The organism is Pseudomonas sp. IzPS59, assembly GCF_014863505.1.
GTDB lineage: Bacteria > Pseudomonadota > Gammaproteobacteria > Pseudomonadales > Pseudomonadaceae > Aquipseudomonas > Aquipseudomonas kribbensis.
In genome coordinates this window covers 1411455-1434713 of record NZ_CP062251.1, presented here as the reverse complement: position 1 = coordinate 1434713, position 23259 = coordinate 1411455, and the positions used below count along the sequence as shown (strand labels likewise).

At 61.1% G+C, this 23259-nt stretch carries 19 protein-coding genes and 2 tRNA genes; 16 read left to right on the top strand and 5 right to left on the bottom strand.

All coding sequences use genetic code 11. The annotated features are described in order from the left end of the window. Positions 1 to 21: 21 nt before the first annotated feature. From IF189_RS06350 to pdeM, 6 genes are read left to right on the top strand one after another with little or no spacing between them, the layout of a single operon-like run. Positions 22 to 750 carry an ABC transporter permease gene (locus IF189_RS06350; protein WP_065259276.1) on the top strand — a complete coding sequence of 243 codons (729 nt, stop codon included), beginning with the start codon at positions 22 to 24 and terminating at the stop codon, positions 748 to 750. Next, the gene (locus IF189_RS06345) at positions 747 to 1457 is read left to right on the top strand and encodes an ABC transporter permease (protein ID WP_085712925.1); all 711 of its coding nucleotides are present in this window, start codon (positions 747 to 749) and stop codon (positions 1455 to 1457) included. The genes IF189_RS06350 and IF189_RS06345 overlap by 4 nt, the downstream gene beginning before the upstream one ends. Before the next feature lie 12 nt (positions 1458 to 1469). Next, complete coding sequence (locus IF189_RS06340) at positions 1470 to 2588, top strand: succinylglutamate desuccinylase/aspartoacylase family protein (protein WP_134825703.1); 1119 nt, start codon at positions 1470 to 1472, stop codon at positions 2586 to 2588. A 13-nt stretch (positions 2589 to 2601) separates the two neighbouring features. Next, complete coding sequence (locus IF189_RS06335) at positions 2602 to 3366, top strand: ABC transporter ATP-binding protein (protein ID WP_085712923.1); 765 nt, start codon at positions 2602 to 2604, stop codon at positions 3364 to 3366. 59 nt (positions 3367 to 3425) lie between these two features. Continuing rightward, entirely contained in the window at positions 3426 to 5912 is a 2487-nt protein-coding gene (locus tag IF189_RS06330) for a ligase-associated DNA damage response DEXH box helicase (protein WP_192552988.1), read from the top strand. Continuing rightward, positions 5912 to 6568: a ligase-associated DNA damage response endonuclease PdeM gene (gene pdeM, locus IF189_RS06325; RefSeq protein WP_134825701.1), complete on the top strand. Its 657-nt coding sequence runs from the start codon at positions 5912 to 5914 to the stop codon at positions 6566 to 6568. Before IF189_RS06330 ends, pdeM begins: the two co-directional genes overlap by 1 nt. Before the next feature lie 39 nt (positions 6569 to 6607). Here the strand turns inward: pdeM and IF189_RS06320 are convergent, their stop codons facing one another. Then, complete coding sequence (locus IF189_RS06320; protein ID WP_065259270.1) at positions 6608 to 6817, bottom strand: hypothetical protein; 210 nt, start codon at positions 6815 to 6817, stop codon at positions 6608 to 6610. A gap of 106 nt (positions 6818 to 6923) precedes the next feature. Further along, complete coding sequence (gene dcd, locus IF189_RS06315; protein ID WP_007954988.1) at positions 6924 to 7490, bottom strand: dCTP deaminase; 567 nt, start codon at positions 7488 to 7490, stop codon at positions 6924 to 6926. 354 nt (positions 7491 to 7844) lie between these two features. Here dcd and IF189_RS06310 point away from each other — a divergent pair, with 354 nt between their 5' ends. Then, positions 7845 to 8054: a cold-shock protein gene (locus IF189_RS06310; RefSeq protein WP_002554837.1), complete on the top strand. Its 210-nt coding sequence runs from the start codon at positions 7845 to 7847 to the stop codon at positions 8052 to 8054. Positions 8055 to 8173: 119 nt separating this feature from the next. On the opposite strand, the gene IF189_RS06305 is transcribed toward IF189_RS06310, so the two are convergent. Then, complete coding sequence (locus IF189_RS06305) at positions 8174 to 9181, bottom strand: DUF481 domain-containing protein (protein ID WP_114881692.1); 1008 nt, start codon at positions 9179 to 9181, stop codon at positions 8174 to 8176. Between the two features lie 136 nt (positions 9182 to 9317). Here IF189_RS06305 and IF189_RS06300 point away from each other — a divergent pair, with 136 nt between their 5' ends. The 4 genes from IF189_RS06300 to IF189_RS06285 all read left to right on the top strand — a co-directional run bounded on the left by IF189_RS06300 (position 9318) and on the right by IF189_RS06285 (position 14106). Continuing rightward, positions 9318 to 9701 carry an MGMT family protein gene (locus IF189_RS06300; protein ID WP_162803463.1) on the top strand — a complete coding sequence of 128 codons (384 nt, stop codon included), beginning with the start codon at positions 9318 to 9320 and terminating at the stop codon, positions 9699 to 9701. Between the two features lie 43 nt (positions 9702 to 9744). Beyond that, positions 9745 to 11304, top strand: coding sequence for an AmpG family muropeptide MFS transporter (locus IF189_RS06295; protein ID WP_114881691.1), 1560 nt, complete (start codon positions 9745 to 9747; stop codon positions 11302 to 11304). A gap of 115 nt (positions 11305 to 11419) precedes the next feature. Continuing rightward, complete coding sequence (locus tag IF189_RS06290; protein WP_085712917.1) at positions 11420 to 13135, top strand: proline--tRNA ligase; 1716 nt, start codon at positions 11420 to 11422, stop codon at positions 13133 to 13135. A gap of 17 nt (positions 13136 to 13152) precedes the next feature. Next, positions 13153 to 14106, top strand: coding sequence for a hypothetical protein (locus IF189_RS06285; RefSeq protein ID WP_085712916.1), 954 nt, complete (start codon positions 13153 to 13155; stop codon positions 14104 to 14106). A gap of 48 nt (positions 14107 to 14154) precedes the next feature. On the opposite strand, the gene dinB is transcribed toward IF189_RS06285, so the two are convergent. Beyond that, positions 14155 to 15216 (bottom strand): DNA polymerase IV, encoded by a 1062-nt coding sequence (dinB, locus tag IF189_RS06280; protein ID WP_114881690.1) that lies wholly within the window; start codon positions 15214 to 15216, stop codon positions 14155 to 14157. Positions 15217 to 15496: 280 nt separating this feature from the next. Here dinB and IF189_RS06275 point away from each other — a divergent pair. The 5 genes from IF189_RS06275 to IF189_RS06255 all read left to right on the top strand — a co-directional run bounded on the left by IF189_RS06275 (position 15497) and on the right by IF189_RS06255 (position 21132). Then, positions 15497 to 15573: transfer RNA gene (locus IF189_RS06275), tRNA-Met, on the top strand. 210 nt (positions 15574 to 15783) lie between these two features. After that, a tRNA-Met gene (locus IF189_RS06270) sits at positions 15784 to 15860 on the top strand. A gap of 279 nt (positions 15861 to 16139) precedes the next feature. Then, the gene (gene mprF, locus IF189_RS06265; protein ID WP_085712914.1) at positions 16140 to 18779 is read left to right on the top strand and encodes a bifunctional lysylphosphatidylglycerol flippase/synthetase MprF; all 2640 of its coding nucleotides are present in this window, start codon (positions 16140 to 16142) and stop codon (positions 18777 to 18779) included. Then, on the top strand, positions 18779 to 20071 hold the full coding sequence (locus IF189_RS06260; protein WP_114881688.1) for a virulence factor family protein: 1293 nt from the start codon (positions 18779 to 18781) through the stop codon (positions 20069 to 20071). Before mprF ends, IF189_RS06260 begins: the two co-directional genes overlap by 1 nt. A 734-nt stretch (positions 20072 to 20805) precedes the next feature. Beyond that, a complete protein-coding gene (locus IF189_RS06255) occupies positions 20806 to 21132 on the top strand; it encodes a DUF3077 domain-containing protein (RefSeq protein WP_134825699.1) in 327 nt (108 codons plus the stop codon). Positions 21133 to 21200: 68 nt separating this feature from the next. Here the strand turns inward: IF189_RS06255 and IF189_RS06250 are convergent, their stop codons facing one another. Continuing rightward, positions 21201 to 23042 (bottom strand): potassium transporter Kup, encoded by a 1842-nt coding sequence (locus IF189_RS06250; RefSeq protein WP_412546958.1) that lies wholly within the window; start codon positions 23040 to 23042, stop codon positions 21201 to 21203. Between the last annotated feature and the right edge of the window lie 217 nt (positions 23043 to 23259).

Genomic DNA, 23259 nt, shown 5'->3' with positions numbered 1-23259 from the left:
ATCCGCTCAGGTTGCTGATTTATGTTCGAAAACCTCTTACAAAATCTGGGGCTCTCCGCCTTCAGCCTCAAGGGCTTCGGTCCGCTGCTGTTGGAAGGCACCTGGATGACCATCAAATTGTCGGCGTTGTCGCTGCTGGTGGCCGTGTTGCTCGGCCTGCTGGGCGCCAGTGCCAAACTGTCCAAATCAAAACTGCTGCGCCTGCCTGCCCAGCTCTACACCACGCTGATTCGCGGGGTGCCGGACCTGGTGCTGATGCTGTTGATCTTCTACAGCCTGCAAACCTGGCTGACCGCGCTGACCGATGTCATGGAGTGGGATTACATTGAAATCGACTCCTTCACGGCCGGCGTGATCACCTTGGGCTTCATTTATGGCGCGTACTTCACCGAAACCTTCCGCGGCGCGATCCTCGCGGTGCCACGGGGTCAGGTTGAAGCCGCCACGGCTTATGGCCTCAAACGCGGCCAGCGCTTTCGCTTCGTGGTGTTTCCGCAAATGATGCGCTTCGCCCTGCCGGGCATCGGCAACAACTGGATGGTGATGCTCAAGGCCACCGCGCTGGTGTCGATCATCGGCCTGGCGGACCTGGTCAAGGCCGCCCAGGACGCCGGCAAAAGCTCCTATCAACTGTTCTACTTCCTGGTACTCGCCGCCTTGATCTATCTGCTGATCACCAGTGCCTCGAACGTCATCCTGCGCTGGCTCGAACGGCGTTACGCCGCCGGTGCCCGGGAGGCCGTACGATGATCGAACTCCTGCAGGAATACTGGAAACCCTTCCTTTATACCGACGGCAACAACATCACCGGGCTGGCCATGACCCTGTGGTTGCTCAGTGCGTCGATCTTCATCGGTTTCATCGTGTCGATCCCGCTGTCGATTGCCCGGGTTTCCCCGCACTTCTACATTCGCTGGCCGGTGCAGTTCTACACTTACCTGTTCCGCGGCACGCCGCTCTATATCCAGCTGCTGATCTGCTACACCGGGATCTACAGCCTGGCCGCCGTGCGCGCCCAGCCGATGCTCGATGCATTCTTTCGCGATGCGATGAACTGCACGATCCTCGCCTTCGCCCTCAACACCTGCGCCTACACCACGGAGATTTTCGCCGGGGCGATCCGCAGCATGAACCACGGCGAAGTCGAAGCGGCCAAGGCCTACGGCCTGACCGGCTGGAAGCTGTATGCCTACGTGATCATGCCGTCAGCACTGCGTCGCTCGCTGCCGTATTACAGCAACGAAGTGATCCTGATGCTGCACTCGACCACCGTGGCGTTCACCGCAACGATCCCGGACATCCTGAAAGTCGCACGGGACGCCAACTCGGCGACCTACCTGACCTTCCAGTCGTTCGGCATCGCTGCGCTGATCTACCTGACCATCACCTTTGCGCTGGTCGGCCTGTTCCGTCTTGCCGAACGCCGATGGCTGGCCTTCCTCGGGCCGACTCACTAGGACCTCTCTGCAATGCGCCACCAGATACATGACCTGCTGGCCCCGCTGCCGGGGACCGCACGACAGATCCACAGTTTTCACTTCGGCCCGGAAAAGGCCAAAGGCAAAATCTACATCCAGTCCTCGCTGCATGCCGACGAACTGCCCGGCATGCTGGTGGCCTGGCACCTCAAGCAACGCCTGGCGGAGCTGGAAGCCGCCGGCCGCCTGATCAGCGAAATCGTGCTGGTGCCGGTGGCCAACCCGGTCGGCCTCGAACAAGTGCTGATGGACGTGCCGCTGGGCCGCTACGAGCTGGAGAGCGGGCAGAATTTCAACCGCTGGTTCGTCGACCTCAGCGAAGAGATCGGCAACGAAATCGAATCGCAACTGTGCGACGACCCGCAGCGCAACCTCGAACTGATCCGCACCAGCCTGCGCAGCGCCCTTGCCCGCCATACCGCCACGACTCAACTGCAATCCCAGCGCCTGACCCTGCAACGGCTGGCCTGTGACGCGGACATGGTGCTGGACCTGCACTGCGATTTCGAATCCGTGGTTCATCTCTACACCACGCCCGAGGCCTGGCCCCAGGTCGAGCCGCTGGCGCGCTACATCGAGTCGAAGGCGAGCCTGCTGGCCACCGACTCCGGCGGTCAGTCGTTCGACGAATGCTTCACCCTGTTGTGGTGGCAATTGAAGGAACGCTTCGGCGAGCACTTCGAGATCCCCCTCGGCAGTTTCTCGGTCACGGTCGAGCTGCGCGGCCAGGGCGACGTCAGCCATCCGGTGGCCAGCCGTGACTGCCAGGCGCTGCTCGATTACCTGACTCACTTCGGTGCCATCGCCGGCGCTTCGAAACCGCTGCCGGAGCTGTCATTCCCGGCCACTCCGCTGGCCGGTGTCGAACCTGTCACCACTCCGATCGGCGGCCTGCTGGTGTACACCGCCACGCCCGGGCAGCACCTGGAAGCCGGGCAGCAAATCGCCGAAATCATCGACCCGATCAACGATCGGGTCACGCCAGTCCATTGCACCGCTTCCGGTCTGCTCTATGCCCGCTCGCTGCGGCGCATGGCCACCGCCGGCATGGTGATCGCCCACGTCGCGGGCGCCGAAGCCTATCGCAGCGGCTACTTACTTTCGCCTTGAGGATGCCTGTCCCATGTACAAACTGACCGTAGAAGGCCTGCATAAAAGCTATGGCGACCATCAGGTGCTCAAAGGCGTTTCGCTCAAAGCCAAAACCGGTGACGTGATCAGCCTGATCGGCGCCAGCGGCTCGGGCAAAAGCACCTTTTTGCGCTGCATCAACTTCCTCGAACAACCCAACGACGGCGCGATGAGCCTCGACGGCCAGGCGATCCGCATGGTCACCGACCGTCACGGCATGCACGTCGCCGACGCCGAGGAACTGCAGCGTCTGCGCACCCGCCTCGCCATGGTGTTCCAGCATTTCAACCTGTGGAGCCACATGACCGTGCTGGAAAACATCACCATGGCCCCGCGCCGGGTGCTGGGTTGCAGCAAGGCCGAGGCTGACGATCGGGCCCGGCGTTATCTGGACAAGGTCGGCCTGCCGGCCCGGGTCGCCGATCAGTACCCGGCGTTTCTTTCCGGTGGCCAGCAACAACGGGTGGCCATTGCCCGGGCCCTGGCCATGGAGCCGGAAGTCATGCTGTTCGACGAACCGACTTCGGCGCTCGACCCGGAACTGGTCGGCGAAGTGCTCAAGGTGATTCAGGGTCTGGCTGAAGAAGGCCGGACCATGATCATGGTCACCCACGAAATGAGTTTTGCGCGCAAGGTGTCGAGCCAGGTGCTGTTCCTGCACCAAGGGCTGGTGGAAGAAGAAGGCGCGCCGGAAGACGTGCTGGGCAATCCGAAAAGCGAACGCCTGAAGCAATTCCTCAGCGGCAATCTCAAGTAAAACTATTGCCCGGCCGGCGCGGTCACTGAAGGAACACCTTCAGAGCACACGTCGCCGGCATGGGCACTTCCACCGACTTCGCCAAACACTGGTTCAGCGCCCGCGACTGGAAGCCGTTCACCTTTCAGAAGCAGGTGTGGGCGGCGGTCAAGCGAGGCGAGTCGGGACTGCTGCACGCCAGCACCGGCGCCGGTAAAACCTACGCGGTGTGGTTTGCCGCGCTCGATCGATTTGCCCGCTCCGGGCCTGTTGCTGAAACCACCCGCAAACGCCCGCCGCCTGCCGAACCGCTGACTGTCCTGTGGATCACGCCGATGCGGGCGCTGGCCGCCGACACCGCGCGTGCCCTGCAAACGCCGCTGGACGATCTGCACATTCCCTGGAGCGTCGGCCTGCGTACCGGCGACACCGGCAGCAGCGAACGCGCCCGCCAGAACCGACGCCTGCCGACCACGCTGATCACCACCCCGGAAAGCCTGACCCTGATGCTCGCCCGCGCCGACGCGCAAACGGCGCTGTCGACCTTGCGCATGGTCGTGGTGGATGAGTGGCACGAACTGCTCGGCAACAAACGCGGCGTGCAATTGCAACTGGCCCTCGCCCGCCTGCGGCGCTGGCATCCGGGACTGATCGTCTGGGGTGTTTCTGCGACGCTCGGCAATCAGTCCCACGCTGAACAAGTCCTGATCCCACAGGGCAGTGGCGTGAGTATTCAGGGGCAAAGCGAAAAAACGCTGCGGGTCGATACCCTGCTCCCACCGCAGATCGAGCGTTTTCCCTGGGCCGGGCATATAGGTCTGAAAATGTTGCCGCAAGTGGTTGCCGAACTGGACGTGTGCGCCAGCAGCCTGGTGTTCACCAATACTCGGGCGCAGTCGGAAATCTGGTATCAGGCCTTGCTGGAAGCACGACCGGACTGGGCCGGCCTGATTGCCTTGCACCACAGCTCGCTGTCCCGCGATACCCGGGACTGGGTCGAGCAGGCGTTGAAGAATGGTCAGCTCAAAGCGGTGGTCTGCACTTCGAGCCTGGATCTTGGAGTGGACTTCCTACCGGTGGAGCGGGTGCTGCAAATCGGTTCGGCCAAAGGCGTGGCGCGCCTGATGCAGCGTGCCGGACGCTCGGGCCATGCGCCCGGTCGAGCATCGCGGGTCACCCTGGTGCCAACCCACAGTCTGGAACTGATCGAAGCCGCTGCCGCCCGCGATGCGGTGGCACAGCGACGGATCGAACCGCGACTGTCACCGCACAAACCGCTGGATGTGCTGGTACAGCATCTGGTCAGCATCGCCCTGGGCGGTGGCTTTTTACCCGAGGACTTGTACGAAGAAGTCCGGGGAGCCTGGGCTTATCGCGACCTGACGCTGGTGGAATGGGCCTGGGCGCTGGCATTCGTACGCCATGGCGGGATATCGCTGACGGCTTACCCGGATTACCGCCGGGTCGAGCCGGATGAGCACGGGATCTGGCGCGTCCCCGATGCCCGGTTGGCCCGGCGGCACCGGATGAGCATCGGCACCATCGTCAGCGACGCCTCTATCCATTTGAAATTCTGGAGCAAGGGCGGAGGCGGCAAGCAACTGGGCAGCGTCGAGGAAGGCTTCATCGCCCGCCTCAAACCCGGTGACGGTTTCCTGTTCGCCGGACGCTTGCTTGAACTGGTGCGCGTGGAAAACATGACCGCCTACGTCAAACGCAGCGCCGCGAAAAAAGCCGCCGTGCCACGCTGGAATGGCGGACGCATGCCGCTGTCCAGCGAACTGGCTGAAGCGGTGGTCAACCGGTTCAGCGCGGCGGCACACGGTGAGTTTGCCGGCCCGGAAATGCAGGCCTTGCGCCCGCTGCTGGAAACGCAGATGCGTTGGTCGGGTTTGCCGACAGTCAACAATCTGCTTGCCGAAGTGCTGAAATCCCGCGAAGGCTGGCACCTTTTTCTCTATCCGTTTGCCGGACGTCAGGTGCATCTGGGGCTGGCCAGCCTGCTGGCGTGGCGGGTCAGCCAGCGCCTGCCTGTGACCTTCTCGATTGCGGTCAATGATTACGGACTGGAACTGCTCAGCGCCACGCCCGTTGACTGGTCTGTGCAACTGGATGGCGCCCTGCTCAGTCCCGAGGATTTGTTGAAGGATGTGCTTGCCAGCCTCAACGCGGGCGAACTGGCATTGCGGCGTTTCCGGGAAATCGCGAGGATCGCGGGCCTGGTGTTCGCCGGTTACCCCGGCGCGCCAAAAAGTACCCGTCAGGTACAGGCCTCCAGCGGACTGTTTTTCGAAGTATTCAAACAATACGACGCCGACAATCTGTTGCTGGCGCAGGCCGGGGAAGAAGTCTTACGAGAAGAACTGGATATTCGTCGACTGGAACAGACGCTGGAACGGATCAACCGGATGAAACTGGACATGCACCTGATCAAACGTCCTACACCGCTCGGCTTCCCGCTGCTGGTGGAGCGCATGCGCGAAAGCATGAGTTCGGAAAAACTCGCCGATCGCATCCGGCGCATGGTCGGCGATCTGGAGAAATCCGCCGACAAGGGTCAATCCTGATGAATGCGCCCTACCCTGTGCGTCTGGCGGGCGAAGAACTCTGGCTGTTGCCGGAAAAGGCATTGTACTGGCCGGCGCAACAGGCGCTGCTGATTGCCGACGTGCATTTCGGCAAGGCGGCCGCCTACCGGCGCCTGGGACAACCGGTGCCGCAGGGCACCACGGCCAGCAACATTGCGCTGATCGAACAGTTGCTGGCGAAACTGCCGTGTCGGCAACTGATCTTCCTCGGTGATTTTCTGCACGGGCCCGGCTCCCACGCCCCCGGCACCTTGCAGTCACTGGCGCAGTGGCGGGTGCGTCACGCCGATCTGCCGATCACGCTGATTCGCGGGAATCACGATAAACGTGCCGGCGATCCACCAACGGCGCTGAATATTCGTGTGGTGCCGGAGCCCTTGCTGCTCGGGCCCTTCGCCTTGCAGCACGAACCCGATCCGCACCCTGAACGCCACGTCCTCGCAGGACATCTACATCCGGTTTATCGATTGACCGGCAAGGGGCGTCAGCGTCTGCGGCTGGCGTGTTTCAGGCTGGGAGAACGCATCAGCCTGCTACCGGCCTTCGGTGCCTTCACCGGCGGTTATCCGGTGGAGAAAGAAGACAGCTGTCGGATCTTTGTCATTGGCGACAACGAAATATGGCCCGTCGGCTGACGTCCTGTTCAGGAATCAGCCGACGGGCCATACATTCAATCACGCGACGGGCGCGGGTGGCGGTTTGTCCGGCAACGTAGGCTCGCCGGGCTCGGTCGGTTCTTCGTTGGGGGTGTCGGGATCAGGCTGGTGAGGAATTCCGCCAGCCAGGGTGACGGGCGGGTGTGCCAGCAACGACCAGGCCAATACGCCAACCTGATTGGGCTCGAGCCTTGCCAGTTCGGCAGTGATTTGCGGATCGATCTTCATGGAGCACTCCTCGGCGAAGGCCCGCCCCGCTGTTCGCGAAACGGGCAGTACACCCCATAGAGTGTCTACCCGCCGAAGAATTCCCGGTAACTGCCGGATGGACGGCTCAGGTACGTGGCAGGGTCACGCCACGCTGGCCCTGGTACTTGCCCGCACGGTCTTTGTAGGAAACTTCACATTCCTCGTCGGACTCCAGGAACAGCATCTGTGCCACACCTTCGTTGGCGTAGATCTTCGCCGGCAGGTTGGTGGTGTTGGAGAACTCCAGGGTCACCTGACCTTCCCACTCAGGCTCGAGCGGAGTGACGTTGACGATGATGCCGCAACGGGCGTAGGTGCTTTTGCCCAGGCAGATGGTCAGCACGTTGCGTGGAATACGGAAGTATTCAACGGTCGTGGCCAGGGCGAAGGAGTTCGGCGGGATGATGCAAACGTCGCTGTGGACATCGACGAAGCTGCCGGCGTCGAAGTTCTTCGGATCGACGATGGCCGAATTGATGTTGGTGAACACCTTGAAATGGTTGGTGCAACGCACATCGTAGCCGTAGCTCGACACACCGTAGGAGATCACCCGGCTGTCGTCGCTGCCGCGTACCTGGCGCTCGACGAACGGCTCGATCATGCCGTGTTCCTGCGCCATGCGGCGAATCCACTTGTCCGATTTGATGCTCATGGCGGGGTGTCCTGAATAGCGAGGTGGAAAAAATCTGTCCGGCATCTTACCGGGCGCGCCGCCGGGTTCAAAGTCCAGGGTGCAAATCTCGCCGAACATGCAGGAAATACGCGGCTTCGCGACGAACCGTCACACCGCCGATCCTTAAAACGGAGAAACCTTCGCAAGAAGCATTGGCACGTTCCGGAAAAAGGGTTAAGGTGGCGCCACTGTGCTGCTTGTGTCACTGAGAATCTCTACACGATATGTTGAATTTCGATCCAACCATCTACAAGAATTTTTCCTGCTCTTTGCACTCAGTCTCGGCCAGGGTTCTTCCTGAGTCGCAGTTATCTTTGTTCAAGGAGTTACACCATGTCTAATCGCCAAACCGGTACCGTTAAGTGGTTCAACGATGAAAAAGGCTTCGGCTTCATCACTCCACAATCCGGTGACGACCTGTTCGTTCACTTCAAAGCTATCCAGTCCGACGGCTTCAAAAGCCTGAAAGAAGGCCAACAGGTTTCTTTCATCGCTACCCGCGGTCAGAAAGGCATGCAAGCTGAAGAAGTACAAGTTATCTAACTTGTAGCTTCCTGGCTAAGAAGCCCCGCCCTTAAAAGCGGGGCTTTTTTGTGTCCGCCTGTTTTGTACAGGCAAAAAAAAACGCAGCCCGACCAAGGCTGCGTTTTTTGTGTGCGGCGTTACCAGGCCACGCCAAACCCGGCGGTGTAGCGGGTCTTGTTCAGATCCGCATCCTTGGTGCCGCTGATGATGTCACGCTCGGCCTTGAGATTGAGCGAGGCCCAGTCCGTCACCTTGTAGCGCAGGCCCACTTCCGAATCCAGGGCATAGTTGGCAACGTCCGACAGCGGCTTGCCAATCTCGCCGGTGGTGAAGAACTGCACCTTCTTTCCGATCAGGTAGCGGTTGTAGTCCCATTTCATGGCGACGGAATAGAAGTTGTCCGTGCCGCCGTCGCTGTACTCGTAATCGGTGCGGTTGAGCAGCGAGCCGAGGGAGAACGCGCCCAGCTCGTCATCCCAGAACTGATAGCCCGGACCGGTACCGACCACCCGCTGGCGCGACAGCTCTTCGACGTAATCACGTTTGTAGTTCAATCGCCCCTGCCAGAACCACTTGTCGGTCAGGAAGCGGTCCAGTGCATATTCGGCGCGCCAGTTGTTGGTGGTCACCACCTCATCCTGGACTTCACGGTTGTACTCGCCTTCAGCGGTATGACGCCAACGGCCATGGCGCGCCGAAGTCTTGAAGCCGATGTCGTAGTCATTGGTGTCTTTTTCGGCACGCTGATAATCCAGGGCCAGATCGACATTGCCCTTCCAGACCAGATCCTCGACCACCGGCTTGGGCTTGAGAATCTGCTGGATGCTCGCCAGCTCGACGGTTTTCGGTGCCTCGCCGTTGGCCAGGGTGACCTTGCCATCGTCAGCGGCGGTCAGCGACTTGGCTTTCTCGCCGCTGTAGGCGTCCTGCTTGACCAGCAGTTCCTGATCGCTTTCCAGGGTCTTCACCTGTTTCCAGTCGATGGTGACCGCGCCGGCGTACTGGGTCTGGACCAGCAACTTGCCGCCGTCGAACAGGGTGATTTTGCCGCTCAGCTTGTCTCCGTTCTTCAACCAGACGGTATCGGCAAGCAAGGGCGTGGACGCACTGAAGACAGCAAGGCACAACAGGGTTCTGGACAACATAAGCGAATCTGGGGCTCGGGGTTGCGAAAAAAAGGGTCGGCATTATCCGTAGGAATAATCCTCTGACAAGGAGTGACCCGGCTATTTCTGTTGAGTTCATTTCTCAATTGCCCGATCACGGATTAACCTTTAATCCATGAATCGACCCTGTTCAGGAACGGCGCACGTGACAGACCCGATACAAGCCTGCGAAAACGATCCGCAAATCCGACGCACGGCACTCTACTCGACCCTTGCCCAGGTACCTGAGGGCAAGGTGGTCAGCTATGGTCAGTTGGCCGAACTGGCCGGGTTGGGGCGCGCCGCCCGCTGGGTCGGCCGCACCCTGAGCCAGTTGCCGGGCGACACCAAGCTGCCGTGGCACCGCGTACTCGGTGCCGGCGGTCGGATCAGCCTTCCGGCAGGCAGCCCTTCGGGTGATGAGCAGCGGGCACGATTGCGTATGGAGGGCGTTACGATCCTGAACAATCGTGTGGATATTCGGCGCCATGGCTGGCGTCCGGTAGAGCACAGCGGTTAGAGTGCGCGCTTTGTTTTCGCAATCTTGAGGCAGACTTCAGCCCATGCCCCGTAAAACCTGGCGCGCCGCGCTCGCCGCCTATGCCAGTCCTTCGACGCTCGTGCTGTTGTTGCTGGGTTTCGCCGCCGGCCTGCCGTACATGCTGGTGTTCTCGACACTTTCGGTCTGGCTGCGTGAAGCCGGTGTAGCCCGCGAGACGATCGGCTATGCCAGCCTGATCGGTCTGGCCTATGCCTTCAAATGGGTCTGGTCGCCGCTGCTCGACCAGTGGCGCCTGCCGCTGCTCGGCAAACTCGGCCGACGCCGTTCGTGGCTGGTGCTTGCGCAGTCGCTGGTGATCCTCGGCCTGATCGGCATGGGCTTCTGCGACCCGCAGAAACACCTGTCCTGGCTGATAGCCATTGCCGTGATCGTCGCCTTCGCTTCCGCCACCCAGGACATCGCCGTCGACGCCTACCGGCTGGAAATCGCCGAAGACAACCGCCAGGCCGCACTGGCCGCCAGTTACATGTCCGGTTATCGGGTCGCGGCTCTGCTGGCGACAGCCGGCGCATTGTTCTTCGCCGAAGGTTTCGGTTCCACCGGTTTCAACTACCAGCATTCCGCCTGGACCGGCACTTACGCGCTGTTCGGCGCCTTGATGGTGCCTGCGCTGATCACCACCCTGCTGATGCGCGAGCCGCCAGTGCCGCTGCGTACCCAGTTGCAGGCCGGGCGCTACACCTTCATGCACCAGCTGATGTCGGTGTTCGTGCTGATCGTCCTGCTGGTTTCCGTACCAGCCATGTTCACCCAGCTCTACAACACCGATTTCGCCAGCGTGCTGTTCGGCACCATGAGCCCGCTGGACCTGCTGCTGGAAGACCGGGCATTCCTGCGCGCCATTCTCTACACCCTGTTGACCGGCCTGTGCCTGTCGACCATGGGTCGCCGTGGCCTGGCGCCAGTGCTGACGCCGGTCAACGATTTCATCCTGCGCTACCGCTGGCAGGCCCTGCTGCTGCTCGGCCTGATCGCCACCTATCGCATGTCTGACACGGTGATGGGCGTGATGGCCAACGTGTTCTACATCGACCAGGGCTTCACCAAGGACCAGATCGCCAGCGTCAGCAAGATCTTCGGCCTGATCATGACCCTGGTGGGCGCCGGCATGGGCGGCCTGCTGATCGTGCGCTTCGGGATTCTGCCGATCCTGTTCATCGGCGGTGCCGCGTCGGCAGCCACCAACCTGCTGTTCGTGATGCTGGCGGACATGGGCCCGAACCTGCAGATGCTGGTGGTGACCATTTCCCTCGACAACTTCAGCTCGGGCATGGCCACTTCGGCGTTCGTCGCCTATCTGTCGAGCCTGACCAACCTGAAGTTCTCCGCGACCCAGTACGCCCTGCTCAGCTCGATCATGCTGCTGCTTCCGCGCCTCATCGGCGGCTACTCCGGGGTCATGGTGGAGAAGTTCGGCTATCATAACTTCTTCATCATCACAGCGGCGCTCGGCGTGCCGACCCTGGTGCTGATCGCCCTGCACTGGTTCCAGGAGAGTCGCCGCGAAGGGCCGACACCGACACCGGAACCCGTGTCGACGCCCGTCGCCGAAGAGTCGTAAGACATCTCGCACCCGGCGGAAGGGTTTCCGCCGGGCCTGCACTTCTGTACGTCGGCAACTCTCGCCGGTACACTGCTCCGTCATTTCCAGTCATAGCAACCGACAACGGCCAACCATGCGCACCAGTCAATTTTTGCTCGCCACACAGAAAGAAACGCCTTCCGACGCGGTCGTCATCAGCCATCAGCTGATGCTGCGTGCCGGCATGATCCGCAAACTCGCCTCGGGCCTGTACACCTGGCTGCCGATGGGCCTGCGGGTAATGCGCAAGGTGGAAGCCATCGTTCGCGAAGAGATGAACGCCGCCGGCTCTCTGGAAGTGTTGATGCCGAGCACCCAACCGGCCGAGCTGTGGCAGGAATCGGGGCGCTGGGAAGAATACGGCCCTGAGCTGCTGCGCATCAAAGACCGTCACGGTCGCGACTTCTGCGCGGGCCCGACCCACGAAGAAGTGATCACCGATCTGATGCGCAACGAGTTGAGCAGCTACAAGCAGCTGCCAATCAACCTGTACCAGATCCAGACCAAGTTCCGTGACGAAATCCGCCCACGCTTCGGCTTGATGCGCGGCCGTGAATTCATCATGAAGGACGCGTACTCGTTCCACGCCGACCAGGCGTCGCTGCAGGTCACCTATGACCGCATGCACGAGGCGTACTGCAATGTGTTCACGCGTCTGGGCCTGAAGTTCCGTCCGGTGGAAGCCGATAACGGTTCCATCGGCGGTGCCGGCTCCCACGAATTCCACGTGCTGGCCGAGTCCGGCGAAGACGATATCGTCTTCAGCAACGGCTCCGACTACGCCGCGAACATCGAGAAAGCCGAAGCCGTACCGCGTGAAACTTCCCGCGCTGCGCCGGCCGAAGAACTGCGTCTGGTCGACACCCCGGACACCAAGACCATCGCGGCCCTGGTGGAAAAATTCGGTCTGCCGATCGAAAAGACCATCAAGACCCTGATCGTGCACGCCGAGGAAGAAGGCAAGCTGATCGCCCTGGTGATCCGTGGCGACCACGAGCTGAACGAAATCAAGGCTGCCCAGCAACCTGGCGTCGCCAGCCCGCTGGTCATGGCGTCCGACGCCGAACTGCGTGACGCCATCGGCGCCGGCGCCGGTTCCCTCGGCCCGCTGAACCTGCCGCTGCCAATCATCATCGACCGCTCGGTCGAGCTGATGAGCGACTTCGGCATCGGTGCCAACATCGACGACAAGCACTACTTCGGCGTGAACTGGGAGCGTGACCTGCCGGTTCCGACCGTGGCCGACCTGCGCAACGTCGTGGCTGGCGACCCAAGCCCGGACGGCAAGGGCACCCTGGAAATCAAGCGCGGCATCGAAGTCGGACACATCTTCCAGCTGGGCAACAAGTACAGCAAGGCGATGAAGTGCGAAGTGCTGGGCGAGAACGGCAAGCCTGTGACTCTGGAAATGGGTTGCTACGGCATCGGCGTGTCCCGCGTGGTGGCTGCGGCCATCGAGCAGAACAACGACGAGAACGGCATCATCTGGAGCGACGCCCTGGCGCCTTTCCAGATCGCCCTGGTACCGCTGCGCTATGAAACCGAGCAGGTGCGCGAAGCCACCGACAAGCTGTACGCGGAACTGACCGCGGCCGGCTTCGAAGTGCTGCTGGACGATCGCGACAAGAAAACCAGCCCGGGCATCAAGTTCGCGGACATGGAGCTGATCGGCATTCCGCACCGGATCGTGGTCAGCGACCGCGGCCTCGCCGAAGGCAACCTGGAATACAAGAGCCGTACCGAAGGCCAGGCGCAAGCGCTGCCGGTTGCCGACGTACTGTCCTTCCTGCAGGCCCGTATCCGCCGCTGAAACCAGATAGAGTCCTCATGTTCAAGCGAAACACCTTAGGCCTCGGTGGTGCCGCCCTGTGCGGCACCCTGCTGGTCAGCGGCTGTGCCAATCACATGTCACAGCGCAGCGAGCACGAAGAGCGGGTCGAGCGAAAGCTGCTCGATCACAGCCTGCAGATCGATGTCGGTGAGCCTAAGGTGCTTGAGCTGCCGCAGAGACGCGTAAAGATCAACGAGCAGAAAACCTTCGAAGTCACTGAATACGAAGTGACCCGTCGTTATGACCGCTACACGCCTTATCAGCCCTGGCGCGAAATCTACGAGATTCCGCTGGGTGCCGTGGCGGTGGTGGCAGGCGTCGGGGCCAACGTGGTCAACGTGTTCGCCTTCGGTACCCTGCCGGACAGCGTGACCAAGGACTGGCTGAGCTACGGGTTCGCCGGGCTCAACCCGTTCATGAACGTGCAGTCCCACGGTCGTGCGCAGCAGAACCTGGCCGGTATCGATGAAGTCCAGCGCGACAAGCGCATGGAGTATTCGAGCCTACCGTGGAGCGAGCGCCCGGTGCAGGTCAAGGCCGGCAAGCAGACCTTCGACATGACCACCGACCGCAACGGCGTGCTGCGCCTGAACCTGCTGGACAGTCCGTTCGCCGAAAACGATCTGAACCATGTCGGCAAACTGCAGATCAGCGTCGAGGATGCCAAGGATGACGTGCATTCCGACTCGTCCCTGACGATCAGCAGTCACCTGCGTGGCAAGCTGCTGGAAGCCCACGGCCTGATTTACGACGATCTGGAAGACGACGAAGTGAGCCAGTGGGTGCACCGGGTCAAACGTCTTTCGGAACTGGGTCTGGAAGAAGAAGCCAGCGAGCTGGAACAGAGCCTGATCGAGCTGACACGCAACGATCCCGAGTTGCAGGCCGAGTTCCTCAAGTCGCTGACTAAGGATGCCGGGCGACTGGTGGCGGACCCCGGTCCGAACTGACAACGCTTATAGAAGAGCCCGAACCTGTTTCGGGCTTTTTTATTTACGCTACCGCTCGAACAGCTCCATTTGTTCAAAACCGCCGCGCAAATCCTCCAGCCGCACACCCACCCCGAGCAGCCGCACCGGTTTACCACCGCGATTGAACGCCTGCGTCAACATCAACTGATAGCTGCCCAGATCCCGCCCTGCCCCGGCCTGCTCCAGCGTGGTCTGGGTGAAGTCATGGAATTTCACTTTGACGAACGGCTTGCCCGGCCGGTAGCTGCTGTCGATCCGCGCCATGCGGGTTTTCAGGGTTTCCAACAGTTCAGGGAGCTTGTCCAGGCAACTGCGCAGATCCGGCAGATCCACGTCGTAGGTGTTTTCGACACTGATCGACTGACGACGACTATCGTTATGCACCTGCCGCTCATCTATCCCACGGGCCAGACTCCAGAGTCGCTCGCCAAAACTGCCGAATTCGCGCACCAACGCCAACTTGTCCCACTCGCGCAGTTGCGAGCAGTCGTTGATACCGAGCTTGCCCAGTTTGTCCGCAGTGACCTTGCCGACGCCGTGCAGCTTGCTCACCGGCAGACCACTGACAAAGTCTTCGACCTGATCCGGCGTGATGACGAACAAGCCGTTGGGCTTTTTCCAGTCGCTGGCGATCTTGGCCAGAAACTTGTTCGGTGCCACCCCCGCCGAGACCGTGATGTGCAATTGATTGGAAACCCGGCGCCGGATGTCCTGCGCAATCCGCGTGGCGCTACCTCCGAAATGCGCACTGTCCGAGACATCGAGGTAGGCCTCGTCCAGCGACAGCGGTTCGATCAGGTCGGTGTAATCGCGAAAGATCGTGTGAATTTCCTTCGATGCCTCACGGTAGGCGTCCATTCGCGGTTTGACGATGGTCAGGTCCGGACACAGTTTCAGGGCATGCCCGGAAGACATCGCCGATCGCACGCCGTAAGCCCGCGCCTCATAGTTACAGGTGGCGATCACCCCGCGCCGGTCTGCCGAACCACCCACCGCCAGCGGTTTGCCGGCCAGACGCGGATCGTCACGCATCTCGATGGCGGCGTAGAAACAGTCACAGTCGATGTGGATGATTTTTCGCTGGGTCATGACAGAAAAGGAAACGTGGCAAGCCGGATGGGCAGTATCTCACTGACACCTGTATATAGCACCAGTGGTATGAAGGTTCTTTTCCAGCGGTAGGAAACGTCCGTTGAATTTATTTTCTCAATCGGAAATCGCTGACCAATAGAGCTGAAACCCGCGCCCTGCCTGACCTGCGGCCCCGCCGGCGGCCTCAAAAAATAGCTAACCAATTGAACCAGAACAGATTTTATCCGGATTCAAGGTTGACACCCCGGCGATCCTCTGTAGAATGCCGCCACACAGACGCGGGATGGAGCAGTCTGGTAGCTCGTCGGGCTCATAACCCGAAGGTCGTCGGTTCAAATCCGGCTCCCGCAACCAAACATCGAAAAAGGCCAATCGAAAGATTGGCCTTTTTTGTGCGCGTCTGTTTTTCATTCGAGCAACCTTATGGGCCAAACAGGAATTCTTTGCAATTCCGAAACTTACCGCCCTCCTGCGACGGATTGACGCGATTTCACGCTTATTTGACCCTTCGCGGGATTAACGGTTGACACCCCGCCGTTCGCCTGTAGAATGCCGCCACACAGACGCGGGATGGAGCAGTCTGGTAGCTCGTCGGGCTCATAACCCGAAGGTCGTCGGTTCAAATCCGGCTCCCGCAACCAAACATCAAAAAAGGCTGCTCGAAAGAGTGGCCTTTTTTGTATCTGTGGAAAAAGTCCTTTCGCAACAATGATCTGTCACTGTGCAGTGAACCGCTCAGGATCTTCAGACCCGCCGAGTTGCGACTATGCTTGAGTCGCAGGCAAGAGGTCTGCAATCCGGGACCTGCCCTCGCCGATACCCGACGAGAGGCGTAGTATTTTGTGATTATTTTTTTCTACAGGGATTGGTAACTTGGCTGGATACCCCCATCCTGTCGCGCACAATCCAAGAGGTGATTGATGCGCGCCAACTCGTCTGATCCACAAGACACCCTCACCGTGAATCCATCGATCAAGCCCGAGCGCATGCGCTTGCTGGATCGAATCAGCAAATACCGGCAACCGATTGGTCTGGCGGTCACTTTGCTGTTGTTCGCTATTGCGCTGATTGCCTGTCGCCATCTGCTCAGCGAACTCGACCTCTATGCCTTGCACGATTCGATTCTCGACGTGCCGAAGCCGGCCCTGCTGGGCGCTTTCGGCGCGACCGTCGTCGGCTTCATCATTCTGCTGGGCTACGAATGGTCGGCCAGCCGCTATGCCGGCGTGACCATCCCGCCGCGCACGCTGGCGCTCGGTGGCTTCACGGCATTCGCGATCGGCAATGCCATCGGCCTGTCGATGCTGTCCGGCGGCTCGGTGCGTTACCGTTTATATGCACGGCTTGGCCTGGGCGCTTCGGAAGTCGCGCACATGACCCTGTTTGCCAGCCTGTCGCTGGGCTGCGCCCTGCCCCCGCTGGCGGCGCTGGCCACCCTGAGTGACCTGCCAGCCGCTTCCCAGGCCCTGGGCCTGTCCGAAGGACTGCTAGCAACCATTGCCTCAGCCGTGCTGTTGCTCGGCGCAATTCTGGCCATGGGCATTTATCGTCGGCGTCTGCCGGAACAGCCTTATCGCGACAACCTGCTGGTCAAGGTCGGCCGCCGCACCCTGCGCCTGCCGGGCCGCCGCCTGACATTCCTGCAACTGGTCATCACCGCCCTCGACGTCGCCGCTGCCGCCACCGTGCTTTACATGCTGCTGCCGGAAGCACCGCCATTCGGCGCATTCCTGCTGGTGTACCTGCTGGCCCTGGCGGCCGGCGTGCTCAGCCATGTACCGGGCGGTGTCGGGGTATTCGAAGCGATTCTGCTGGCGGCCTTCGCCGACAAGCTCGGCGCAGCACCACTGGCCGCCGCCCTGCTGCTGTATCGCATGATCTATGTTGTGCTGCCATTGCTGGTGGCCTGCGTACTGCTGCTGATCAACGAAGGTCAGCGCCTGTTCCAGACCCAGACCATGCGCGCCGCCTCCGGTCTGGCTGCACCGATCCTCGCGGTGCTGGTGTTCCTGTCCGGCGTGGTGCTGCTGTTCTCCGGCGCCACCCCTGAAATCGACACGCGCCTGGAACACATCGCCTACTTGATTCCCCATCGCCTGGTCGACGCCTCGCACTTCGGCGCCAGCCTGATCGGCGTGCTGTGCCTGATGCTCGCCCAGGGCCTGCGTCGCCGACTGTCGGCGGCGTGGATGCTGACCACCATTCTGCTGCTGGTGGGTGCCCTGCTCTCGCTGCTCAAGGGTTTCGACTGGGAAGAAGCCACGCTGATGACCCTCACCGCCGCGCTGCTGGGGGTGTTCCGTCGTTCGTTCTATCGCCCGAGCCGTCTGACCGAAGTACCGTTCTCGCCGCTGTATCTGGTGGCGAGCCTGTGCGTACTCGGCGCTTCGACCTGGCTGTTGCTGTTCGCCTACCAGGACGTGCCGTACAGCCATCAGTTGTGGTGGCAGTTCACCCTCGACGCCGATGCCCCGCGCGGTCTGCGTTCGCTGCTCGGTGCTGCGGTGCTGTTGCTGGTGATCGCCCTGACCTGGCTGCTGCGCACCGCCCGCCCGGTGATTCATCTTCCGACCCCGGACGAACTGGAGCGCGCCTCGAAGGTGCTGATGGCCTCCTCGCAACCGGACGGCGGCCTGGCCCTGACCGGTGACAAGGCGCTGCTGTTCCATCCCAACGACGAAGCCTTCCTGATGTACGCCCGTCGCGGCCGCAGTCTGGTGGCGCTGTACGACCCGATCGGCCCCGGCCAGCAACGGGCGGAAATGATCTGGCAGTTCCGCGACCTGTGCGACATCCACCATGCCCGTCCCGTGTTCTATCAAGTGCGCGCCGAGAACCTGCCGTACTACATGGACATCGGCCTGACCGCGATCAAGCTGGGCGAAGAAGCCCGGGTCGATCTGCATCGCTTTGACCTGGATGCCAAGGGCAAGGAGATGAAGGACCTGCGCTACACCTGGAACCGTGGTACCCGCGACGGTCTGTCACTGGAGATCTTCGAGCCGGGCCAGGCGCCGATGGATGAGCTCAAGGTGATTTCCGATGCCTGGCTGACCGGCAAGAACGTACGCGAGAAAGGCTTCTCCCTCGGCCGTTTCAGCGACGATTACCTGAAGCATTTCCGCATCGCGGTGATTCGCTTCGAAGGCCGCCCGGTGGCGTTCGCCAACCTGCTCGAGACCTACAGCCATGACCTGGCCAGCCTCGACCTGATGCGCTCGCACCCGGACGCCCCCAAGCTGACCATGGAGTTTTTGATGGTCGGTCTGATTCAACATTATAAGAGTCACGGATACGCGCGTTTCAGCCTGGGCATGGTGCCGTTGTCGGGGTTGCAACCCCGTCGTGGTGCACCGCTGACCCAGCGTCTGGGCTCGATGGTTTTCCGCCGTGGTGAGCAGCTGTACAACTTCCAAGGCTTGCGCCGCTTCAAAGACAAGTTCCAGCCTGACTGGGAACCCCGTTATATGGCAGTGCCCGCCGGACTCGATCCGCTGGTGGCACTGGCCGATACTGCTGCCCTGATCGCGGGCGGCTTGACTGGATTGGTGAAACGCTGATGATTCAACGCTCCCTGAAGTACATCCTGGCCGCACTGATCGTGCTGGCCGTGATTGCCGGCGGCGGTTACTGGTACCTCAAACGCCCGGCACCGGAACCGACCCTCGAACAGCTCACGCCGGCTGACGGCACGGTCATGACCCGGGTCATCCCCGGCACCAAGCCCAAGGCCCAGGTGCTGGTGGCGGTCGAGGACGACAAGAAACTCACCGACAATCAGCTGACCACCCTGAGCCGCAGCGCCTCGGCGCAGATCGTCCAGGTGATTCTGCCCAAGGACTGCCTGCTGCAAAGCCGCGCACTGCAAAGCGGTCTGCGTGAACTGAACGGCCCGGCGACCCTGGTCAGCGGCATCGGCCCTGGCGCGGTGCTGGCCTGGCGCTGGCTGTCGGAACAGAAGGACGACAAGGCCCAGGCCGTGTCGGTCGATCTGGCCCTGGAAAAAGGCGGCTGCACTCACCTGCTGCCAAAATCCGCCGCCCACGGCCACTGGCTGGTGGCCTGGAACGACAACCCGGACGACACCAGCGCCGGTTTCGTGCGTGATCAACCGAACGCCGAAACCAGCATCAGCGACTACGACATCAACCTGCCGCAAGTGCTGAACAACGAACTGCGCAAGATCCTCGTCGGTGGCGACAAAGCCAACGGCGGCCTGCAGATCCCGGTGGTGGAAGTCCCGGCCGGCCAGGCCAAGGACACCGTCACCCTGTTCCTCTCCGGTGACGGCGGCTGGCGAGATCTCGACCGCGACGTGGCCGGTGAAATGGCCAAGATTGGCTATCCGGTGGTCGGCATCGACACCCTGCGCTACTACTGGCAACACAAGAGCCCGGAACAGAGCGCGCTGGACCTGACCGAACTGATGCAGCACTACCGCCAGAAATGGGGCACCAAACGCTTCATCCTGACCGGTTACTCGTTCGGCGCCGACGTCCTGCCGGCCATCTACAACCGCCTGCCGGAAACCGAGCAGCAACGCGTCGACGCAATCATCCTGCTTGCCTTCGCCCGCACCGGCAGCTTCGAAATCGAAGTCGAAGGCTGGCTCGGCAACGCCGGCAAAGAAGCCGCCACCGGCCCGGAAATGGCCAAGCTGCCACCGGCCAAGGTCGTGTGCATCTACGGCGAAGAAGAGAAGGATGAAAGCGGCTGCACCGACAAGACCGCGGTGGGCGAAGCGGTCAAGCTGCCTGGCGGCCACCACTTCGACGAGAACTACCCGGCACTGGCCAAGCGGTTGGTGGATCTGATCGAGAAGCGTCAGAGCAAGGATCAGCCTGCAGAGTGATCTGAGGCGCTCCAATGAAAAGCCCCCGCAACCTCACGGTTGCGGGGGCTTTTTCATTCTCGGAGCTCCCACAGAGAACCATACAGAACTCAGCTGACTGTCAGCGCTTCTTGGACATACCTCGCCCGCATGTCGTCATGGCTAATTGCTTGAGCCGGATTGAAATTGATCAATCGTGCCTCGGCTACCTCTTTAACCCGGAGACTCTCGCGTTCATCCAGCCTTTCTTGTTTCAAGCATTTCTTCATGAACACCCTTTTCCAAGATGCCGCCTTTCACTCGAACTGCCCTCAGTCCTGGAACAAAGGACAGTTGCCAAGCGAAGCTAATTGAAGAATCAACACCTGCTTAGCGCATTGATTCTGTCCGACGCATAGTTTCGCTTACTTCCGGTGGCGCAATATCAGATGACGTCCGAGTACCTTGTAGGCAAACTCCTAATCTCGTGTTTGGGCACTTTGCCGCCCTGTTGCGCTGTTTTTCGACGGGATACTCTCCAGAGGTCGCTGACTATTTCAGTGATCGGGTGTGGTAACCCGGCAAGGCAAAGTGCAACAGCATTCCCAACACGACTCAGGTGTTTTTACGCCTGCAATTCGAGTCATGGCGGCTGTGCGTGGGAGACCTTCGGGTCTGCCGGTTTCTTTGCTCCCCCGGTTTACCACCCTGCGTACAGCTGCCACCCATTCGTGTGGTAACGAATGCGGCAGCTCCTCGTTTTATGGAGCGAAACAATGAGCAAACAAAGTCCTTCATCACCTTCAGACCTCACAACAGTCGGCTTTACCTCTTTCCTCTACAACTCGGATATGGCGCTATTCAACGTCCGCTCTGGCGTCCCCATCTTCGAAGCCCTGTCACAGGCTTCAGATCTGTTGTTCCTCGCCAAATCCTTCGCCGAGGATGCCGCCTATGACAAGGAAAACGACCGCCACGCCTGGGCTGCGCATTACCTGACAATCATGGGCAAGGCCTTGATGGATGATGTGACGAAATCCCTGATGCCACGAGTAACGCGGACGAAAACCGAGTCTGAAGCAGAATTGCCCGAAAGCATGTAAACGGCACAGAAACGAAAAAGCCCCCGCCAGCCAAAAGGCTGACGGGGGCTTTTCATTCGAGGCAGAACCTACATCTCCACCTGCGTCCCCAATTCAATCACCCGGTTCAGCGGCAGATTGAAGAACCGCAGGTTGCCGTTGGCATTCTTCAACATGAACGCAAACAGCGCTTCACGCCAACGGGCCATGCCTTCGAGTTTCGAGGCGATGACCGTTTCGCGGCTGAGGAAGTAGGTGGTGCGCATCGGGCTGAAGTCCAGGTCGTCCAGATGACACAGCTTCAACGCCTGCGGCACGTCCGGTTCGTCAGTGAAGCCGAAGTGCAGGATCACCCGGAAGAAGCCTTCGCCGTGGGCCTCGACTTCGAAGCGGCGCGATGGCGGCACACGCGGGATGTCCTCGTAGACTACGGTCAGCAGCACCACCTGCTCGTGCAAGACCTGGTTGTGCAGCAGGTTGTGCAACAGCGCATGCGGCACCGCGTCGGAGCGCGCAGTCAGGAATACGGCGGTGCCCTGCACGCGATGTGGCGGCTGCACGCGGATACTGCTGATGAAGATCGGCAGCGGCAATGCGCCTTCGTCCAGGCGCTCGACCAGCAATTGCTTGCCGCGCTTCCAGGTGGTCATGAGGATGAACAAGGCGATACCGGCGACCACCGGGAACGCACCGCCCTGGACGATCTTCGGCACGTTGGCGGCGAAGTACAGGCCGTCCACCAGCAGGAAGCCGATCAGCACCGGCACGGCCAGCACCGGAGGCCATTTCCACAGCAACAGCATGACCGCCGAAACCAGAATGGTGGTCATCAGCATGGTCCCGGTCACCGCCACGCCGTAGGCCGAGGCCAGGGCGCCGGAAGACTCGAAGCCCAGCACCAGCAGGACCACACCGACCATCAGCGTCCAGTTCACCGCACCGATGTAGATCTGCCCCTGCTCATCGCTGGAGGTGTGCTGGATGTACATGCGCGGAATGTAGCCGAGCTGGATCGCCTGACGGGTCAGGGAGAACGCACCGGAGATCACCGCTTGCGAGGCGATCACCGTAGCCAGGGTCGACAGACCCACCAGCGGAATCAGCGCCCAGCTCGGCGCCAGCAGATAGAACGGGTTGCGCGCCGCTTCAGGGTTGTCCAGCAGCAAGGCGCCCTGACCGAAGTAGTTGAGCACCAGCGCCGGCAGCACCAGCAGGAACCATGCCCGGGCGATCGGCTTGCGACCGAAGTGGCCCATGTCGGCGTACAGCGCTTCGGCACCGGTCAGCGCCAGCACCACGGCGCCGAGGATCGCCACGCCCATGCCGGCATGCACCATGAAGAAACGGATGGCCCAGATCGGGTTCAGCGCCTTCAGCACTTCCGGGGAATGGCTGATGCCATAGACGCCGAGGGCGCCGAGCACCAGGAACCAGGTGACCATGATCGGCCCGAAGAGAATGCCGATCCGCGCCGTACCATGACGCTGGATCAGGAACAGGCCCACCAGCACCACCAGCGACAGCGGCACCACCCAGTGGTCGATCCCGTCAAACGCCAGACCCAGACCTTCAATGGCCGAGAGTACGGAAATCGCCGGGGTGATCATGCTGTCGCCGTAGAACAGCGCCGCGCCGATCAGGCCGCAGACCACCAGCAGCGAACGCAACTTCCTGCGCTCCCCTGCCGCCCGCCGCGCCAGCGCGGTCAGTGCCATGATCCCGCCTTCGCCCTGGTTGTCGGCGCGCAGGACGAACATCATGTACTTGATCGATACAACCCAGATCAGCGACCAGAAGATCAGCGACAGAATGCCCAGCACTCCATCGTGATTGACGGGTACGCCGTAACCGCCGGAAAACACTTCTTTGAGGGTGTACAACGGGCTCGTGCCGATGTCGCCGTAAACTACCCCGACTGCCGCGACCAGCATGCTCAGCGGTTTTGCAGCCGAATGCTCGGCGCCCGCCGCCTGACTACTTGCCTGACCCATCCAACACTCCTGATTTCCAGACCGGCTTCTTTGAACGAAGCACTATGCTTTTTGATGCAGCATGCGCTGTTTTACCTGTTGTTACAGTCGTTTTGTTGACTGTAAAAAATTGGTAAAGCCCAACGGCGCGAAGCATAGCGCAGCACTCGTCGTATTT